Below are 17,875 nucleotides of genomic sequence, written 5' to 3'. Positions count from 1 at the left end.
AAATTTTAGATAGATATTTCACTAAAATCTTTTAGAGTTTCGCAATCAGCTAATATATTATTATTTTTGTTAACTTTTATTTTTTTAATTTCCCATTTGAAAATGCTTATAATTTTTTACTCCACCTATATATAATACGTATTTTTAACATATAAATCAATAGTTTATTAAGTATCTTGATATATTCGCCCCTTATTTTACTAGTTATCTAAAATATGTAAAATAACGGAAGGCTAATTTCAAGTTATTAAAATGTCTATATATATAATCAACTATCATTTTATTAAATTTTTTTATTGAAAAATAAAAGCGCGAAGAATAACTAATCGCACTTTTTATTCTCTAAATTATTAAGTATGAGATTTCATACTTTCTATTTTTATTTTCCAATATCTTTTCTAAAGTACATCCCATCGAATTGAACTTTTTTCATATCAGTATACGCTATTTCTCTGGCTTTTTCTAGTGTTCCACCAAACCCTGTTATTCCTAGAACTCTTCCACCATTTGTCTTTAAAAGACCATTATCTCCAGTTGCACCTGCTAAAAATAACTTGCCTTCTAATTTTCCAACTTCACTTATTTCATATCCTGTATTATATTTTCCAGGATAACCTTTTGAAGCAGCAATTAGGCAACAAGAATATCCATCTTTCCATTGCAAATCAAAGTTTTCCAGATCTCCATCTATTGCACTAATTATAAGTTTCGTAAAATCACTTTTCATAAGTGGAAGCACTGCTTGTGTTTCAGGATCTCCAAATCTTACATTATATTCTAATGAATATACTCCCTTTTTAGTTATCATTATACCGAAAAATATTATACCTCTATAATCCATTTTTTCCTCTTGAATTCCTTTAAGAGTAGGCAACAATATATTTTTATGGAATTCATCTAATACTTCTTTAGTACAGTATGGATTCGGTGCTATAGCGCCCATTCCCCCTGTGTTAGGTCCAATACCTCCATCAAATATTTGTTTATGATCTTTTGAAGATACAAATGGGAGTATAACTTTCCCGTCTGTTATCGAAAGTATAGATGCCTCAACACCTTCTAAAAATTCTTCTATTACAATTTTCTTACCACTGCCTTTAAATATATCCACTACCATAAAGTCATGAATACTACTTTTAGCTGATAGAAAATCATTGCAGATAACTACTCCTTTTCCTGCAGCTAGTCCATCTGCTTTTATTACTATAGGATACTCACACTTTTTAAGATATTCTATAGCTTTGTTCTCATCTTCAAATACTTCATATGCAGCAGTTTTTATGCCATATTTTTTCATAAATTCCTTAGAATAAGATTTACTTCCCTCAAGTTTTGCTGCTTTTTTGCAGGGTCCTAATATTTTAAGTCCCTGTTCATTAAACTTATCTACTATTCCTTGTACAAGCCATTCCTCTGATCCAACTATTGTAATATCTATCTTGTTTGCCTTAGCAAATGTCAAAAGCTCATCCATTTGAGTAATATTAACATTCTCGCACTTGTTTTCTCTATATGTACCGCCATTACCAGGTGCACAATAAACCACCTGAACATTGTCATTTTCTGCAACCTTTGATGCTAAAGCATGTTCGCGTCCACCAGAACCAATAATTAGTACTTTCATTCTTCCATCTCCTTTATCTCTATAAATTAAAATTGATGGAATAACTAGGTTATCCCATCATGAAATTATGATTAGTGCTTAAAATGTCTAATTCCCGTAAATACCATAGCTATTTCATTTTTATCACACATCTCTATTGATAAAGAATCTTTAATTGAACCACCTGGTTGAATTATTGCTTTTATATTATATTTTGCAGCAAGCTCTACAACATCTCCGAATGGGAAGAATGCATCTGATGCCATAACCGTTGCATCTACTCCTCTTTCTAATGCGTGCTCTGCTGCCCATATTCTATTTACTTGTCCTACTCCAATTCCTTTAGTAACGCCATCTTTAACTACTACAATAGCATTAGATTTAACATATTTAACTACTTTCATAGCAAATATTAAATCTTTCACTTGTGCATGGGTTGGGCTCTTTTTAGTAACTACTTTTATTTCATCTGCTAATTTATCATCTGAACTTTGTACTAATATTCCGCCATCCACAGTAACCATATTAGTAGTACCTTCTGATTTATGTAAACACTTAACAACTCTTAAATTTTTCTTACCTTTTAATACTTCTAATGCATCCTCGTCAAAATCTGGTGCAATAATAACCTCTAGAAATATCTTCTTAAGCTCAAGAGCAGTTTCTTTGTTAACTTTTCTATTAAACGCAACAATACCACCAAAAATGGACATTGGATCACATTCATATGCCTTTTTATAAGTATCAAGTGTACTACTACCTATTGCTACACCACATGGTGTATTATGCTTTAAAGCGCAACAAGCAATTTCATCGAAATCACATACTACCTTCCATGCAATATCCATGTCCTTTATATTATTATAAGATAATTCCTTGCCATTTAACTGCTCAAAATCTTTCATTGCTCCATTTCCTGAAGTTTTCACATAATAAGCTGCACTTTGATGAGGATTTTCTCCGTATCTTAAATCCATTTGTTTTTTATATGATACGCTGAGATAGTCTGGATAAGACTCTTCTCCTAATAAAAAATTGCTTACAGCTGCATCATAAGCTGATATAAGATTAAATACTTTACCTGCTAGGTGTTTTCTAGTATCAAAATCTACTTCTTCTTTATCATCCAATTTTTTTATAATGTTTTCATAATCTGATGTATCACTGAGTACAATAACATCTTTAAAATTTTTAGCTGCTGCTCTTAGCATTGTTGGTCCACCAATATCAATAAATTCAATTTTCTCCTGAAAACTTATATCCTCTGTAACTTTATCAAAGAAAGGATAAAGATTAACTACTACCATATCAATAGGTTTTATTCCTTTTGCTTTAATAGTTGCCATATGTTCTTTATTATCACGAATGGCAAGTATCCCACTATGAATAACTGGATGCAATGTTTTAACTCTTCCATCTAATATCTCTTCAAACCCTGTAACATCGGAAATTTCCTTTACTTTTATGCCATTTTCTTGTAAGTATTTAAATGTTCCGCCTGTAGATATAATCTCTACACCATTATTTTGAAGTGATGTTGCAAGTCCTAAAATATTTTCTTTATCAAAAACACTTATAAGTGCTGTTTTAATCATTAAAATTCCACCTTTCACATACCTAGTACTTTTCTTCCTTTAATCCTTATTCTTCTCTTAATTATATAATTAATAGCTTCAGGTAGTGCCTTATGTTCCTGTTCTAAAACTCTTAGTTGTAACTCCTTAGCTGTATCTTCGCTGAAAACAGGTACAACATCTTGAATTATTATTGGTCCTGAGTCTGTTCCCTCATCTACAAAATGGACAGTGCACCCAGAAACTTTAACTCCATATTCTATAGCCTTTTCATGTACTTTTAGTCCATACATACCACCACCACAAAATGATGGTATAAGTGATGGATGTATATTTATAATTTTACCTTTAAATACAGATAGTAGTTCACCTTGAAGTATAGATAAAAAACCAGCGAGTACTATTAGATCAACTTTTCCATCTAGAATTTTCAATATTTCAGCAGAAATGTTTTTTCCATATTGCTTTCTGTCTAATATGAAGGTTTTTATATTCTTAGCTTTTGCTCTATCTATGCCATATGCATCTTTTTTATCACTAATTACAGCTTCTATAGAACAGTTTAGGTTCCCACTTTCTATATTATCTATTATAGCTTGAAGGTTGCTTCCGCTTCCTGAGACCAATACAGCTATTTTAAACAAACTCCTGCACCCCCGGCTTCAACATGACCAATTTTATATGCTTTATCTCCTAAATCATTAATTGTCTTTATAATTTTTACAACATCTTTATCTTCAACACATAATACATATCCTATTCCCATATTATATGTGTTAAACATATGCTCCTCAGTTACACCAAGAGACATTAAATGTTTGCAGATATCTGGAGTATTAAAGCTATTTTTATCAACTACTGCAGTAAACGCTCCATTAAACATTCTTGGTATATTCTCATAAAAACCGCCACCAGTTATATGAGCCATGCCTTTTATATCAAATTTATCTAAAAGATTTAATACAGTTTTTACATATATTTTTGTTGGAGTTAAAAGTGTCTTGCCTATCTTATCTCCATTAAAATCCTCATCTAAATTTGGTATTAACTTTCTAACTAAGGAATATCCATTACTATGAAGGCCTGTTGACTCAATCCCTATTAGGGAATATCCGTCTTTAATAGCAGACCCATCAATAATTTTATGTTTATCAACTATTCCTACAGTAAATCCTGCCATATCATATTCTCCATCGCGATAAAAGCCTGGCATTTCAGCAGTTTCGCCGCCTATTAGTGCACAATTAGATTGAATACATCCATCTGACACCCCTTTTACAAGTTCCGCCGATACTTTAGAATCTAATTTACCACAAGCAATATAATCTAAAAAGAAAAGAGGTTTTGCCCCATGACAAAGGACATCATTAACACACATAGCAACGCAGTCAATACCTACAGTATCATATTTTTTCATTCTAAATGCTATATCAAGTTTTGTCCCAACTCCATCAGTACCAGAAACTAGAATAGGATTTTTATACCCCTCTCCTATTTCGAACATACCAGCAAAACTCCCTAAATGATTTAAAACACCTTTTGTAAATGTTGCTGCTGCATATTCTTGTATTAACTTAACTGATTTGTATCCTTCTTCAATATTAACACCTGCATCTTTATAAGTTATCATAAATATCCCCTACTTTCCTAATTTTTCTTTCTCAGTTTCGTATGGAGCTGATACTGGATATGTACCATTAAAACAACCTAAGCAAAATTCATTATGACCAAGTGTTTTAAGAAGTCCATCTATACTTAAATATCCAAGACTATCTGCACCTATCTCTTGTCTTATTTCCTCAACACTAATACTCGAACCTATTAAATCTTTTCTATATGGTGTATCTATTCCAAAATAACATGGGTATTTTACTACTGGTGAACAAACTCTAAAATGTACCTCTGTTGCCCCAGCTTTTCGTAAAATATCAACTAATCTTTTACTTGTAGTTCCACGAACTATTGAATCATCTATTAAAATAACTCTTTTACCTTCTACATTTATTTTTAATGCATTCAATTTTACAGAAACCGCTCTTTCGCGAATCTCTTGAGTTGGGCTTATAAAAGTTCTACCTACATATCTGTTTTTTACAAGACCTATTCCAAAAGGTATTCCGGACATTTTAGAATAACCTATCGCTGATGCAAGGCCTGAATCTGGAACTCCTATTACCATATCTGCTTCTACTGGAGATTCTTTAAATAACTGTTCTCCAGCTGCCACTCTTGAAGAGTACACATTTATTCCATCAATTGTACTATCTGGTCTTGCAAAATATATATACTCAAATGAACAAGTTGCATTTTTAGTTTTTTCGGCAAAATTAATAGACGTAAGGCCGGCTTCATCTATAATTACTATTTCACCAGGTTTTACATCTCTTAAAAATTCTGCACCAACTGCATCAAGTGCACAACTTTCTGATGCTATAACATAACTATTTTCTATTTTACCAATACAAAGAGGTCTAATACCATTTTGATCACGAACACCTATTAACTTGTCTTTAGTAAGCATTACTATTCCATAAGATCCTTTAACCGCTTGTATTGCATCAACTACTGCCTTTTCCATACCTTTTTTTGCACCTCTAGCAATTAAGTTAAGTATTACTTCTGAATCTATTGATGTTTGGAACATATAGCCACAATCCTCAAGTAATTCACGAATAACTTCTGCATTTACTAAATTTCCATTATGAGCTATTGCTATATCACCTAATTTTGATTTACTTAAAAGTGGTTGTGCATTTTTAACTTCACTAGATCCTGTAGTTGAATATCTAACATGTCCAATAGCAGCATGTCCCTTCATTTTACTAATCTTTTCCTTATCAAATACATCGCTTACAAGTCCCATAGCCTTTTCACAAGTAAGGGAAACTCCGTCAGAATATACTATTCCTGCACTTTCTTCTCCCCTATGCTGAAGTGCATAAAGTCCATAATAAGTTAACGATGCAACATCTAAATCTTTATCCGCCGCAAGAATTCCAAAAACACCACATTCATCCTTAAACTTATCTTGATCATTAATAATGACCTCATTTGATTCTATAAATTCACTCAAAGAAATTCCTCCTTATATGTTCATTGCTATTGTACATGTAGTCTATTTTCTATATCTTTGTTACAATTTATTTTTTATTTAGTAATTCTATTTAATATTTCTTCATACGCTTCTGTAACATTTCCTAAATCTCTTCTAAATCTATCTTTATCTAATTTTTCTCCAGTTTTAACATCCCATAATCTACAAGTATCTGGTGATATTTCATCTGCCAAAATTACTTCTCCCTTAAATCTTCCAAATTCTAATTTGAAATCTATTAAATTAACATCTTGTTTTAGGAAAACTTCTTTTAATATATCATTTATTTGAAAAGCCATTGTATATATTTCTCCTAATTCTTCAAAAGTAGTAAGGCCCATAGCTACTGCATGATAATCATTTATAAGAGGATCACCTAAATCATCATTTTTATAACTTAATTCAATAACTGCTATTTTAAGCTTACTTCCTTCTTCTATTCCATATCTTTTGGCCATGCTACCAGCTGCAACATTTCTTATAATTACTTCTAGAGGTACTATTTCAACCTTTTTACATAATTGTTCTCTATCATTTATTTTTTTAATAAAATGAGTTTTTATACCTTTTTTTTCTAATAACTCATATAACGTAGTAGTTATACTATTATTTAAGATTCCTTTTTTCTCGATTTTACCCTTTTTAGCACCGTTCCCAGCCGTTGCATCATCCTTAAAGTATACTCTCACTTCATCTTTATTATCTGTGCTAAACATTTTTTTAGCCTTTCCCTCATATAATAAAACTGAATCTCCCATTTATAACACTCCTTAGTATATTAATTTTAAAATTATATTTTTTTTAAAATTCGATTTGCTCTTCATTCTCAGATATAAATTTTTCTTTCATTTCTTTTCTATATGTAATTAGTTTTTCTTTAAGTTCCTTGTATTTAAGAGACAAAATTTGAACAGAAAGCATACCAGCATTATAGCTGTTATTGATTCCCACTGTAGCTACAGGAATAGCTTTTGGCATCTGAACAATTGAAAGTAATGAATCCATGCCTCCAAGAGCAGCTTTAATTGGCACTCCAATCACTGGAAGTATTGTCTGAGATGCAATTACTCCCGGAAGATGTGCTGCAAGCCCTGCTCCTGCTATAATGCATTCTACCCCACCATCTTCCATTTCTCTTATTACCTGAGTCAATCTTTCTGGTACTCTGTGTGCTGAAAGGATGTGTACTTCATAATCAACATCAAATTCTTTAAGTACCATTGCGGCATTTTTCATTATTTCTATATCAGATTTACTTCCAAATACTATTCCTACTCTCATATATTTACCTCCGATTATTAATCATCTCCTGGGTCTCTACAATAGCTTCGTAAAAGATGCATTGTTTGCAAAAAAAATTACACCATTAAAAAATTTTTTTAATGGTGTAATCCTGAATTAGGGGTATACTTCACTCCCCTTTATAATAACAATTCAAGATTCACCAATAGTGAGAAGTTAAACGGCCTCTCGTAGAAACATCTAAGCCATATCCTTAGAAATATATCGATGAATTACTATTTACTTTTTCCTAACTTATGTTTTAATGTTAACATCTATTTTAAAATAAGTCAATGCATTATTATTAATAATATTATTATTGTTCGTGTTTTCATCTATATATCAATGTATTTATACGTTTTTCTATTTTATAGTTCGTGTTTTACTTGAAGTAGTTTACTCCAGCATCAAATATTTTTTGATCCTTGTTTCCAATAACATTCACCAAAGTGTTTTCTCCAACTCTTTCGGAATGACCCATCTTACCAAAAATCCTTCCATCCAAACTTGTAATTCCTTCTATAGCATGCATTGAACCGTTCGGATTAAAGTTTATATCATAACTTGGAGCTCCATCAAAGTCTACATACTGAGTAGCTACCTGTCCATTTGCAAATAATTTTTTAATCACATCATCATTTGCTACAAATCTTCCCTCGCCATGTGATACCGGAATAGAATGTACATCTCCAACTTTTACATTATTAAGCCAAGGAGACACGGTTGATATTATTTTAGTTTGTACAACACAAGATACATGTCTTCCAATTTCATTGTATGTTAACGTTGGGCTATCTGGTGTTATATCAGTTATTTTTCCATAAGGGAGAAGTCCAAGCTTTATTAACGCCTGGAATCCGTTGCATATTCCTAGCATCAATCCATCTCTTTGCTCTAATAACTCACTAATACTTTCTCGTATTATAGGATTTCTAAAGAATGTAGCTATAAATTTACCAGAACCATCAGGTTCATCACCAGCACTAAATCCACCTGGTAGCATAACAATTTGAGATTTTTTTATCTTTTGTGCAATAGCTTTTATAGATTCCTCGATATGTTTTGCAGAGAGATTGTTTATTACCATAATCTCTACCTCGGCCCCTGCCTTTTCAAATGCCCTCATAGAATCATATTCGCAATTAGTTCCTGGAAACACCGGAATAATAACTCTAGGTTTTGCTATTTTAATAATAGGTGTAACTTTAAGTATTGGGTTTTTAACATTTTCATAATTTTTACTTATTATATTATCCTTTGAAATAGCAACTTCTTTCATACTATTTACTTTCGTATTGTTTACCTTTGTATTAAAAACGCTTTCTAATGGCTCTTCCCAATTACTTAGAGCTTCTTCTAAATTAATAGTTTCACCTAAAACTTTAATAACTGGTTCCTCCGTTGTATGACCAAGTATTTTAATATTTGAACTTTCCTTTGTTAGAACATCAAGCACATCATTATTTATCTCCATCACTATGCTACCATAGTTTTCTTTGAATATATCTTCAATTTGAACATTCTTTGCAAACGTAAATCCTATATTATTACCAAAACTCATTTTTGATATAGCTTCTATAAGTCCACCCATTCCAACAGCATAACTAGACATTACTTTGCCACTATTGATTAGCTTTGTTACTAATTTATAGTTATCACGGAGTTTTTCAAAATCAGGTAATCCGTCTTCACCTATAGTTGAATAAATTAAAACAACCTGACTATCTCCCTTTTTAAATTCTGGAGATATAACCTTATCTGTATTTATAACATCCACAGCAAAAGATACCAAAGTTGGTGGTACATCCATATCATTAAAGCTTCCTGACATACTATCTTTTCCACCAATTGCAGCTATACCAAATTCCTTTTGAACATGAAGTGCTCCTAAAAGAGCTGAAAATGGCTTGCCCCATTTAAAAGGTTCTTTTGATAATTTCTGAAAGTATTCTTGAAATGTTAGTTTAATATTCTCATAATCTCCACCACTTGCTACTACCTTTGTTACAGAATCAATTACTGCATAGGCAGCTCCATGGAAGGGACTCCAAGTCGCTAATTTAGGATTATATCCATAAGCCATTATTGTACCTGTATTAGTATCTCCGTGAAGTACAGGTAATTTTGCTATCATAGATTGAATAGGTGTTTTTTGATATTTCCCACCAAAAGGCATAAGCACTGTTGCAGCACCAATAGTACTATCAAATCTGTCTGACAGACCTTTTTTACTACAAACATTTAAGTCTGATAATGTAGAATTCCATAAAACTTTTATTGATTTAGTTTCACCTAAACTTTCTAAAGCACTCTTTTTAAAGTAGTACTCCGCCTCCTTGGGCGATGCTATTTTCACATCTGCATGTTGCTTAACTCCATTAGTGTCAAGAAAACTTCTACTTACATCAACTATAGTTTTTCCCTTCCATAACATTTTAAGCCTATTATCGTTAGTTATTACAGCCACTTCTACAGCCTCTAAATTTTCTTCTTCCGATAATTTTATAAATACACTAGCATCCTCTTTTCTAACTACAACAGCCATACGTTCCTGAGATTCTGATATAGCAAGTTCTGTACCATCTAGCCCTTCATATTTCTTAGTAACCTTATCCAAATTTATTATAAGTGCATCTGCCAGTTCACCAATAGCTACTGATACACCACCTGCACCAAAATCGTTACATCTTTTTATAAGTTTAGTAACTTTAGGATTTCTAAACAACCTTTGAATTTTTCTTTCTGTAGGTGCATTACCCTTTTGAACTTCTGCTCCTGAATCTAAAAGTGAGCTCTCACTATGCTGTTTAGATGACCCTGTAGCGCCACCACATCCATCACGTCCTGTTTTGCCACCTAATAGTATAACTACATCAGATGCAATTGGTTGCTCCCTCACTACATTGCTATAAGGCACTGCTCCAATAACTGCCCCTACTTCCATTCTCTTAGCCACAAATCCTTCATCATAAACCTCTGAAACTAGCCCTGTAGCAAGTCCTATTTGATTTCCATATGAACTAAATCCATGAGCCGCCTCAAGCGTAATTTTTCTTTGAGGTAATTTTCCTTTTATAGTATCTGAAATTTTTGCTCTTGGATCTCCACTTCCTGTAACACGCATTGCCTGGTACACATAACTTCTACCAGATAATGGATCTCTTATTGATCCACCAAGGCAAGTTGCTGCTCCACCAAAAGGTTCTATTTCAGTAGGATGATTATGAGTTTCATTTTTAAACATTACGAGCCACTTTTCTTTTTTATTATCAACATTTGCTTGAACTACAATACTACAAGCGTTAATTTCGTCTGAAACATCAAGATCCTTTAATTTTCCTTGTTTTCTTAAATCCTTTAATCCAATAACAGCCATATCCATTAATGTAACATCTCTAGTTGTTTCTCCGTATACAAAATCTCTGGTATCTAAGTATGACTTGTAAGCCATCTTAATTGGTTTAGAATATTTTCCTTCTTCAATGCACACATCTTCAATTACAGTATTAAAAGTTGTATGCCTACAATGATCTGACCAGTAAGTATCAATAACTTTTATCTCTGTTATAGTTGGGTTTCTTTTCTCAGTTTCTCTAAAATACTCACTACAATATTTTAAATCTTCAAAACTCATAGCAAGCCCGTTACTTTTTAAAAATTCTGTAAGCTTACCATCATCCATATTAATAAAAGATTCTACTATTTTAACCTGCTCTGGCTCATTAAATCTTTGTTCTAAATGTTTTGGTTTTTCTAAACTTGCTTCTCTTGAGTCTACAGCATTTATACAATACTCTTTAATCTTATCTAGTTCACTGATGCTAACATTGCCCTTTAATACAATTAACCTTGCAGTTTTCACTATATGTTTATCTTCCCTTGTTAAAATTTGAATACATTGCATTGCTGAATCTGCTCTCTGATCATATTGTCCTGGCAAAAATTCAATAGCAAATATTGTATTATACTCTAACATATCTAATTCTTCATCATAAACATCATCTACGGTCGGTTCTGAAAACACAGTATTTTTTGACAATAGGTACTGCTCCTGAGTTATTCCTGTAATATCATATCTATTGACTAACCTAAGTCCCTTAAGACTCGTTATACCTAAATTTATTTTTATATCGCGTAAAATCTTTCCACCTTCAATATCATAGTTCGTTTTTTTCTCAACATATAACCTATATATCTTATTTTTCATGATTAATACCTCCAAAAATTAAATTTATACGAATATTAAACATTAATTATCTTTTATAATTCGTTATATTAAGATTATAGTATACTTTGATCAATTATAAAAGGTCATTTTGGAATAATTTTTTTTATATTTTTCGACGTAAAAAAAACTCACCCTAAGGTGAGTACTTTTCTATATTTAGTGCGACTAAGTCTATAAGCCGAGTCCTGTATTTGACAATCATCTATCTAGGCCTATTGTTACCAATAAGCTCAAGCGATACACCCGAGAACGAGACGGGCCGTCCCAAAATGTTCTCCTATTCGATCTTGCTCCAAGTGGGGTTTACATAGCCGCAAAGTCGCCAGTGCGCTGGTGAGCTCTTACCTCGCCTTTCCATCCTTGCTAGTATATTCTAGAATTTTAGTAAACTAAACTTTTAGAATACCTTTAGCGGTATTTCTCTGTTGCACTTTCCTTAAAGTCGCCTTCACTGGGGGTTACCCAGCACCCTGCCCTGTGGAGCTCGGACTTTCCTCTTCTAATGTATTGCAAGCAATAATTAGCAGCGATTGTCTGGCTTACTCGCAAAACTATAATATCATATTATTAAAACAAAAGCAATCACTATTTAATTTTATATGGATCAAGAGTGCACTTAGAAATTATTACCTCATTGTCATACCCATCTTCTATTAATCGCTTTTTAAATTTTTCCACAAATATTTTAAATGGTATCCATTCAGTTTCAAAATGACCCGCATCTATTAGAGCAATCTTTTGTTCTAACAAATCACAAGCACCATGATATTTAGTGTCTCCTGTTATAATACAGTCTGCCCCAAGCTTTATACTTTGCGAAAAAAAATCTTCACCACTACCATTTATAATAGCTATAGTCTTTATTAAATCATTATCATTTCCTACAATTCTTATAAATTCTGCTTTAAGCGTCCTTTTAACATTTTCACATACCTCTGAAAATAACATAGGTTCATCCAAAACCACTAATCTGCCAATACCAACATCCTTTGTTTCTGAGGTCTCTATTATTTTATATTTACTAAATCCTAAGATTTCAGTAACAATATCATTCAACCCACCTTTAACGGAATCAAGATTTGTATGACTTGAATACACATTTATATCACTACGAATAAGCTCAATAATCTTTCTTCCGAGTATTGTGCCCTTTGTAATTGTTTTAGGTTTAACAAAAAGAAGAGGATGATGCGTCAATATAAAATTGCACCCTTTATTTTTCGACTCCTGTATTACATCCATTGTGCAATCTAATGCGACTAAAATTTTCGTAACCAGCCTTTTACTATCTCCAACCATAAGTCCTACATTATCATAACTCTCTTTAAAAATAGAGGGAGCATATTCTTCCATAATGTTTTCTATATCTTTTACTTTTAAAAACATTCTAAAAACTCCTTAAGTTTGCGTATAACTTTATAAAGCTCTTCTTTCCTATTCTTTGCTAAAATGGTATCCTCATTTAAAGAATCATAAACTTTTGAATATTTCTGTAATTTGTATTCTATAAACTCTTGCATCACTAAGTGTTTCTTATCTAATAATATTTTACTTATCTCATAATATATACTATCCAAAACTTTAGGTTTACAATCATACCTAACCTTAATTATTTCATAAAACTTACCATCATCATAACAAATTTCTTCATCAATAAAGTCATATCCAGTTTTATATAAATATTCCCTAAGTACTTCAGCATTTTGTACTGGTTGAAGTACAACGTATTTTAATTTTTTAACAATAGCCAAATCAGTTTCTAAAATATCTCTTATTAAATTGCCACCCATTCCTGCAATAATAGCTACCTGAACTTCACCTTCTTTAACCGTAGATAATCCACTTCCTAGTCTACAACTAATTTGATTACAAGCATTATTACGGACAATATTATTTTTAGCCTTTTCAACAGGGCCTCTATTTATATCAGATGCAATTGCCTGTTTTGTTATACCATTTTGCACTAAATAAATAGGAACATATCCATGATCTGTACCAACATCAATAACGCTATCACATTTTTCAATCATACTAACAATACATTTTAATCTTATACTAAGCTCCATTAATCTCATCCTTATCTAAAGTTAATTAATATTTTAAACTGCATAATTAAAAATATAAGTGCCACAACTAGTGACAAATAAATATACTTATATGCTGATTTCCTATCATATTTTGCGCAAAAATAGCTTGCATAATACATGCAAAAAAGCAGAGCCATATTTAATACTCCATAAAGCATCTGAGTAAATGCGAATTGTTTACCAGTACCCATTTTTATTGGTTTAAATTGTGCATCAAAATTTAATGGCATAATATCAGGTATCGCATTTTTCAAATGCAATATAAGTGGATTTAAGGTTAATATTAGTATTATAATACTAACTATCATTAATGGCACAATAAAATATTTGTCTTTATGAAGATTATAACTATTACTCACTTTATACTTCCACTGCGCAACATGTATATCGTGATATATTAAATCTTCCTCAAATTTTTTATAATTTAGTGGTGAAACTGCATAATTCATATGTTTAGTTTTTATATAAACAACATTTTTATTATCAGTGACAAACATTCTAGACATTCCCATTTTATCGATTACAAATCTACCCATTACAAACCCACTAGCCGCTATACCATTGAGTTTTACGCCTTTAATTTTACCTGTAGACATAAAATATCCTTCAACTTCATTTAAGGGTATAATAACCTTTTTTAACGACCAAATTGCATAAATTTTAATATTCTCCTCATCAATACAGCATTTAAGTGAGGCAAATAGTAATATATAATAAGCTTGATATATATTACAAGATACTAATAAAAGCTTTAATAGATTAGCTACAATATATGAGTTATTAAAGTTAAGCAATATTAAAATTAATATATTATATAATGCAGTAGTTAGTAGCATAAGTACTAACCCATATCCCCGTTTCGATCCATAACTATCCATTTAATCACCTTCTAAAATTTATTATATCATATATAATTCTACCTTGTAAACGTATTTACATATTTTTACACAAGCAATAAAAAAACACCTTAAAAAGGTGTTTTTTTAAATGTTCTAATCTAAATAATCTTTTAATTTTTTACTTCTACTTGGGTGTCTTAATTTACGTAGTGCTTTAGCTTCAATTTGTCTGATTCTCTCTCTAGTTACATTAAACTCTTTTCCAACTTCCTCAAGAGTTCTTGCACGTCCATCGTCTAACCCAAATCTCAATCTTAAAACTTTTTCTTCTCTAGGAGTCAATGTATCTAAAACACTAATTAATTGTTCTTTTAGCATTGTAAATGCAGCTGCTTCTGCTGGCGCTAGTGCATCATCATCAGGAATAAAATCACCTAAATGACTATCTTCTTCTTCACCAATAGGTGTCTCAAGAGACACTGGTTCTTGTGCAATTTTCATTATTTCACGAACTTTTCCAACTGGCATTTCCATTTTTTCAGCAACTTCATCTGGTTGAGGTTCACGTCCAAGTTCCTGTAACAGTTGTCTTGAAACTCTGATAAGTTTATTTATAGTTTCAACCATATGAACTGGTATCCTTATAGTTCTTGCTTGATCGGCTATCGCTCTTGTAATTGCCTGTCTAATCCACCATGTAGCATAAGTACTAAATTTAAAACCTTTTCTATAATCATATTTTTCTACGGCTTTTATTAGTCCTAAATTACCTTCCTGAATAAGATCTAGGAACAACATTCCACGTCCAACATATCTCTTAGCTATACTTACTACCAATCTTAAATTAGCTTCAGCAAGTTTTTTCTTAGCAGCAAGATCTCCTTCTTCATTTCTTTTAGCAAGATCTATTTCCTCAGCCGATGATAATAGTGCAACCTTCCCGATTTCTTTTAAATACATTCGAACTGGATCATCTATAGATATACCTTCTGGTATACTAACATCAAGTTCTTCAGTTTCGGGTTCCGTTTCAGCTTGAGCACCCGTAGCAGGTGCAGCTTTTGCATGCATATCCCCAACAACCTCTATCTCCATTGATTCTAAAACTTCATAAACTTTCTCTATTTGCTCTGGTGACAATTCTATTTCATAAAGTTCATCCATTACTTCTTTATAAGTTAACGATCCTTTTTTCTTGCCTTTTTCAATAAGTTTTTTAACAATAGTCATTTTTGAGCTTTTATCCTTCATCATATAACCTCCTTTCTAAATACTATAATTGTTTTATATGCTTTTGTAGTTCTATAAGTCCCTTAGCAAGTTTTATAGATTCTTCGAGTAAACCTTTTGATTCATATTGTTTGATTTTATTCATAATTTCTTTTTTCGACTCCTCTAACTTGAATTTTTTCAGTTGTTTTATGCAGTCATTTATAAGTTTTTTATGATCTTCTTCATTTCCAGAAAATTTAATTTCCATAATATTCATCCATTCTTTTGTGCATTCTATATCTTTCTCACATATAGGTTCTATATTTTTTATTTTATCATCTATTATTAAGTTTTTATACTTAACAATTAACTCATATATATTTTTATGACTTTGAAGCACTAATTGATCAACAGACATATTCTCTGTAATATAATTACAATTTTCTTCATTTATAAACATAAATTTCAATAAAGTTCTTTCAGCCTTAATATAAGCTGGCTCTAAATATAATTTTTGTCCAAAATCTTGTTGTATATTCATTTTTTTCATTTTATTAGAACTTTTATTGATTTCTTCGCTTAATAAGTCATATATTGCTTGTTCTTTGATGCCTGTATCCTCAGAAACCTTTTTTATGTAAACATCTTTTTCAACAGGATCAAGTTCTGCAATAATTTCAGTAACCTTTTTTACGTACTGTATTATCATTTCACTATTCGAAAAATTTATTCCGTCTCCTGCTCTTTTAAGTCTATAATCTATTAAAGGAAGAGCATCCTCTACTAATTTCTGAAAAGCCTGCTTCCCACTATTTTTTATATATTCATCAGGATCTTTACCACTAGGAACTATAAGAACTCTTAAATCGAAACCTTCACTTCTTAATATTTGAAGTCCCTTTATGGTTGCAGCCTGACCTGCAAAGTCAGCATCAAAAGAAATAATAACTTTATCTACATGTCTTTTTAATAACTTTGCTTGATTAATAGTGAGTGCAGTACCAAGAGACGCAACTACATTTGAAAACCCATATTGATGAAGTGAAATACAATCCATATATCCTTCTACAATAATTATCGTTCGAGATCTATTGTTTTTAATTACAAAATTTAATCCATAAAGATTTAATCCTTTATGAAATAATGGAGTTTCCGGTGAATTTAGATATTTAGGTTTCGAATCATCTAAAACTCTTCCACCAAATCCAATTACTTTACCCATATAATCAAACACAGGGAACATTATTCTATTTCTAAATCTATCATAATAAGATCCCTTAGGACTTTTAACAATTAATCCTATATTAAGTAAATCGAGTTCGGAGTAGCCTTTCTTTTTTAGGTATAATAACAATCCATCCCATTTGTCAAAAGAAAACCCTAACCCAAATTTTTTCATAGTAGCCTCTGTAATACCTCTGTTAAGGAAATATAATTCAGCCTTTTTATCCTTTCTTAAGTTTTCATAAAAATACCTGGCCGCTTCCACATTAATATTGTACATTTTTTTATACATGTCACGTTGTACATTATTTTCTCCATTGTCTATTTCTATACTAATGTTAGCCCTTTGCGCAAGTATCCTTGCAGCTTCAGGAAAAGTTACATTTCTGTCCTTCATAACATAACTAATTACATTTCCAGCTTCCCCACATCCAAAACATTTATAAATTTGTTTTTCCGTGGACACTGTAAATGATGGACTCTTCTCATTATGAAAAGGACAAAGACCAGTATAATTTTTTCCTACCTTTTTAAGTTTCACTCTTTCTGATATTACATCCACAATATCATTTTGTTCCTTTATTTTTAAGATGACATCCTCAGCAATCAATATTTTATTACCACCTTACTTATATAAGTTCACAATATGTTCTAATTCGACACGAAAGCGTGTTATCCTTCTTTAATTTTACTTTTTTTAATAATAATTATGTCTGCTTATAATATATTCTTG

13 protein-coding genes, 1 other RNA gene and 1 riboswitch are annotated in these 17,875 nt (G+C 31.4%); all 14 genes read right to left on the bottom strand.

The annotated features are described in order from the left end of the window. Positions 1 to 379: 379 nt before the first annotated feature. Positions 380 to 1,624 (bottom strand): phosphoribosylamine--glycine ligase, encoded by a 1,245-nt coding sequence (gene purD / locus Q0649_RS04370; protein WP_298837897.1) that lies wholly within the window; start codon positions 1,622 to 1,624, stop codon positions 380 to 382. Between the two features lie 71 nt (positions 1,625 to 1,695). After that, positions 1,696 to 3,198: a bifunctional phosphoribosylaminoimidazolecarboxamide formyltransferase/IMP cyclohydrolase gene (gene purH, locus Q0649_RS04365; protein ID WP_298837895.1), complete on the bottom strand. Its 1,503-nt coding sequence runs from the start codon at positions 3,196 to 3,198 to the stop codon at positions 1,696 to 1,698. 14 nt (positions 3,199 to 3,212) lie between these two features. After that, entirely contained in the window at positions 3,213 to 3,821 is a 609-nt protein-coding gene (gene purN, locus Q0649_RS04360; protein WP_298837892.1) for a phosphoribosylglycinamide formyltransferase, read from the bottom strand. Further along, positions 3,809 to 4,807: a phosphoribosylformylglycinamidine cyclo-ligase gene (gene purM, locus Q0649_RS04355; RefSeq protein ID WP_298837888.1), complete on the bottom strand. Its 999-nt coding sequence runs from the start codon at positions 4,805 to 4,807 to the stop codon at positions 3,809 to 3,811. The genes purN and purM overlap by 13 nt, the downstream gene beginning before the upstream one ends. 9 nt (positions 4,808 to 4,816) lie before the next feature. Then, on the bottom strand, positions 4,817 to 6,250 hold the full coding sequence (gene purF / locus Q0649_RS04350; protein WP_298837885.1) for an amidophosphoribosyltransferase: 1,434 nt from the start codon (positions 6,248 to 6,250) through the stop codon (positions 4,817 to 4,819). Positions 6,251 to 6,324: 74 nt separating this feature from the next. After that, the gene (gene purC / locus Q0649_RS04345; protein ID WP_298837883.1) at positions 6,325 to 7,029 is read right to left on the bottom strand and encodes a phosphoribosylaminoimidazolesuccinocarboxamide synthase; all 705 of its coding nucleotides are present in this window, start codon (positions 7,027 to 7,029) and stop codon (positions 6,325 to 6,327) included. A gap of 43 nt (positions 7,030 to 7,072) precedes the next feature. Further along, positions 7,073 to 7,552, bottom strand: a complete 480-nt coding sequence (gene purE, locus Q0649_RS04340) for a 5-(carboxyamino)imidazole ribonucleotide mutase (protein ID WP_298837880.1) — start codon at positions 7,550 to 7,552, stop codon at positions 7,073 to 7,075. 147 nt (positions 7,553 to 7,699) lie between these two features. Further along, positions 7,700 to 7,800, bottom strand: a riboswitch (purine riboswitch). A 134-nt stretch (positions 7,801 to 7,934) separates the two neighbouring features. Further along, complete coding sequence (locus tag Q0649_RS04335) at positions 7,935 to 11,759, bottom strand: phosphoribosylformylglycinamidine synthase (RefSeq protein WP_298837879.1); 3,825 nt, start codon at positions 11,757 to 11,759, stop codon at positions 7,935 to 7,937. Between the two features lie 179 nt (positions 11,760 to 11,938). Then, positions 11,939 to 12,326, bottom strand: an RNA gene (rnpB, locus tag Q0649_RS04330) — RNase P RNA component class A. A gap of 39 nt (positions 12,327 to 12,365) precedes the next feature. After that, entirely contained in the window at positions 12,366 to 13,166 is an 801-nt protein-coding gene (locus tag Q0649_RS04325) for a Nif3-like dinuclear metal center hexameric protein (RefSeq protein ID WP_298837877.1), read from the bottom strand. Further along, on the bottom strand, positions 13,157 to 13,846 hold the full coding sequence (locus Q0649_RS04320) for a class I SAM-dependent methyltransferase (protein ID WP_298837873.1): 690 nt from the start codon (positions 13,844 to 13,846) through the stop codon (positions 13,157 to 13,159). The genes Q0649_RS04325 and Q0649_RS04320 overlap by 10 nt, the downstream gene beginning before the upstream one ends. 11 nt (positions 13,847 to 13,857) lie before the next feature. Beyond that, the gene (locus Q0649_RS04315; RefSeq protein ID WP_298837870.1) at positions 13,858 to 14,745 is read right to left on the bottom strand and encodes a PH domain-containing protein; all 888 of its coding nucleotides are present in this window, start codon (positions 14,743 to 14,745) and stop codon (positions 13,858 to 13,860) included. Positions 14,746 to 14,859: 114 nt separating this feature from the next. Next, on the bottom strand, positions 14,860 to 15,957 hold the full coding sequence (gene rpoD, locus Q0649_RS04310) for an RNA polymerase sigma factor RpoD (RefSeq protein WP_298837868.1): 1,098 nt from the start codon (positions 15,955 to 15,957) through the stop codon (positions 14,860 to 14,862). 22 nt (positions 15,958 to 15,979) lie between these two features. Further along, the gene (gene dnaG, locus Q0649_RS04305; RefSeq protein WP_298837866.1) at positions 15,980 to 17,752 is read right to left on the bottom strand and encodes a DNA primase; all 1,773 of its coding nucleotides are present in this window, start codon (positions 17,750 to 17,752) and stop codon (positions 15,980 to 15,982) included. Positions 17,753 to 17,875: the final 123 nt, after the last annotated feature.

The organism is uncultured Clostridium sp. (assembly GCF_937920395.1).
Classification (GTDB): Bacteria; Bacillota; Clostridia; order Clostridiales; family Clostridiaceae; genus Clostridium_AD.
The sequence above is the reverse complement of the archived record's forward strand: the minus strand, read 5'-3'. Positions and strand labels throughout refer to the sequence as shown.

Coding starts and splice junctions, on each gene's coding strand:
- purD (WP_298837897.1), bottom strand. CDS start 1,624: ATGAAAGTACTAATTATTGGTTCTGGTGGACGCGAACATGCTTTAGCA.
- purH (WP_298837895.1), bottom strand. CDS start 3,198: ATGATTAAAACAGCACTTATAAGTGTTTTTGATAAAGAAAATATTTTA.
- purM (WP_298837888.1), bottom strand. CDS start 4,807: ATGATAACTTATAAAGATGCAGGTGTTAATATTGAAGAAGGATACAAA.
- purC (WP_298837883.1), bottom strand. CDS start 7,029: ATGGGAGATTCAGTTTTATTATATGAGGGAAAGGCTAAAAAAATGTTT.
- purE (WP_298837880.1), bottom strand. CDS start 7,552: ATGAGAGTAGGAATAGTATTTGGAAGTAAATCTGATATAGAAATAATG.
- Q0649_RS04335 (WP_298837879.1), bottom strand. CDS start 11,759: ATGAAAAATAAGATATATAGGTTATATGTTGAGAAAAAAACGAACTAT.
- Q0649_RS04325 (WP_298837877.1), bottom strand. CDS start 13,166: ATGTTTTTAAAAGTAAAAGATATAGAAAACATTATGGAAGAATATGCT.
- Q0649_RS04320 (WP_298837873.1), bottom strand. CDS start 13,846: ATGGAGCTTAGTATAAGATTAAAATGTATTGTTAGTATGATTGAAAAA.
- Q0649_RS04315 (WP_298837870.1), bottom strand. CDS start 14,745: ATGGATAGTTATGGATCGAAACGGGGATATGGGTTAGTACTTATGCTA.
- rpoD (WP_298837868.1), bottom strand. CDS start 15,957: ATGAAGGATAAAAGCTCAAAAATGACTATTGTTAAAAAACTTATTGAA.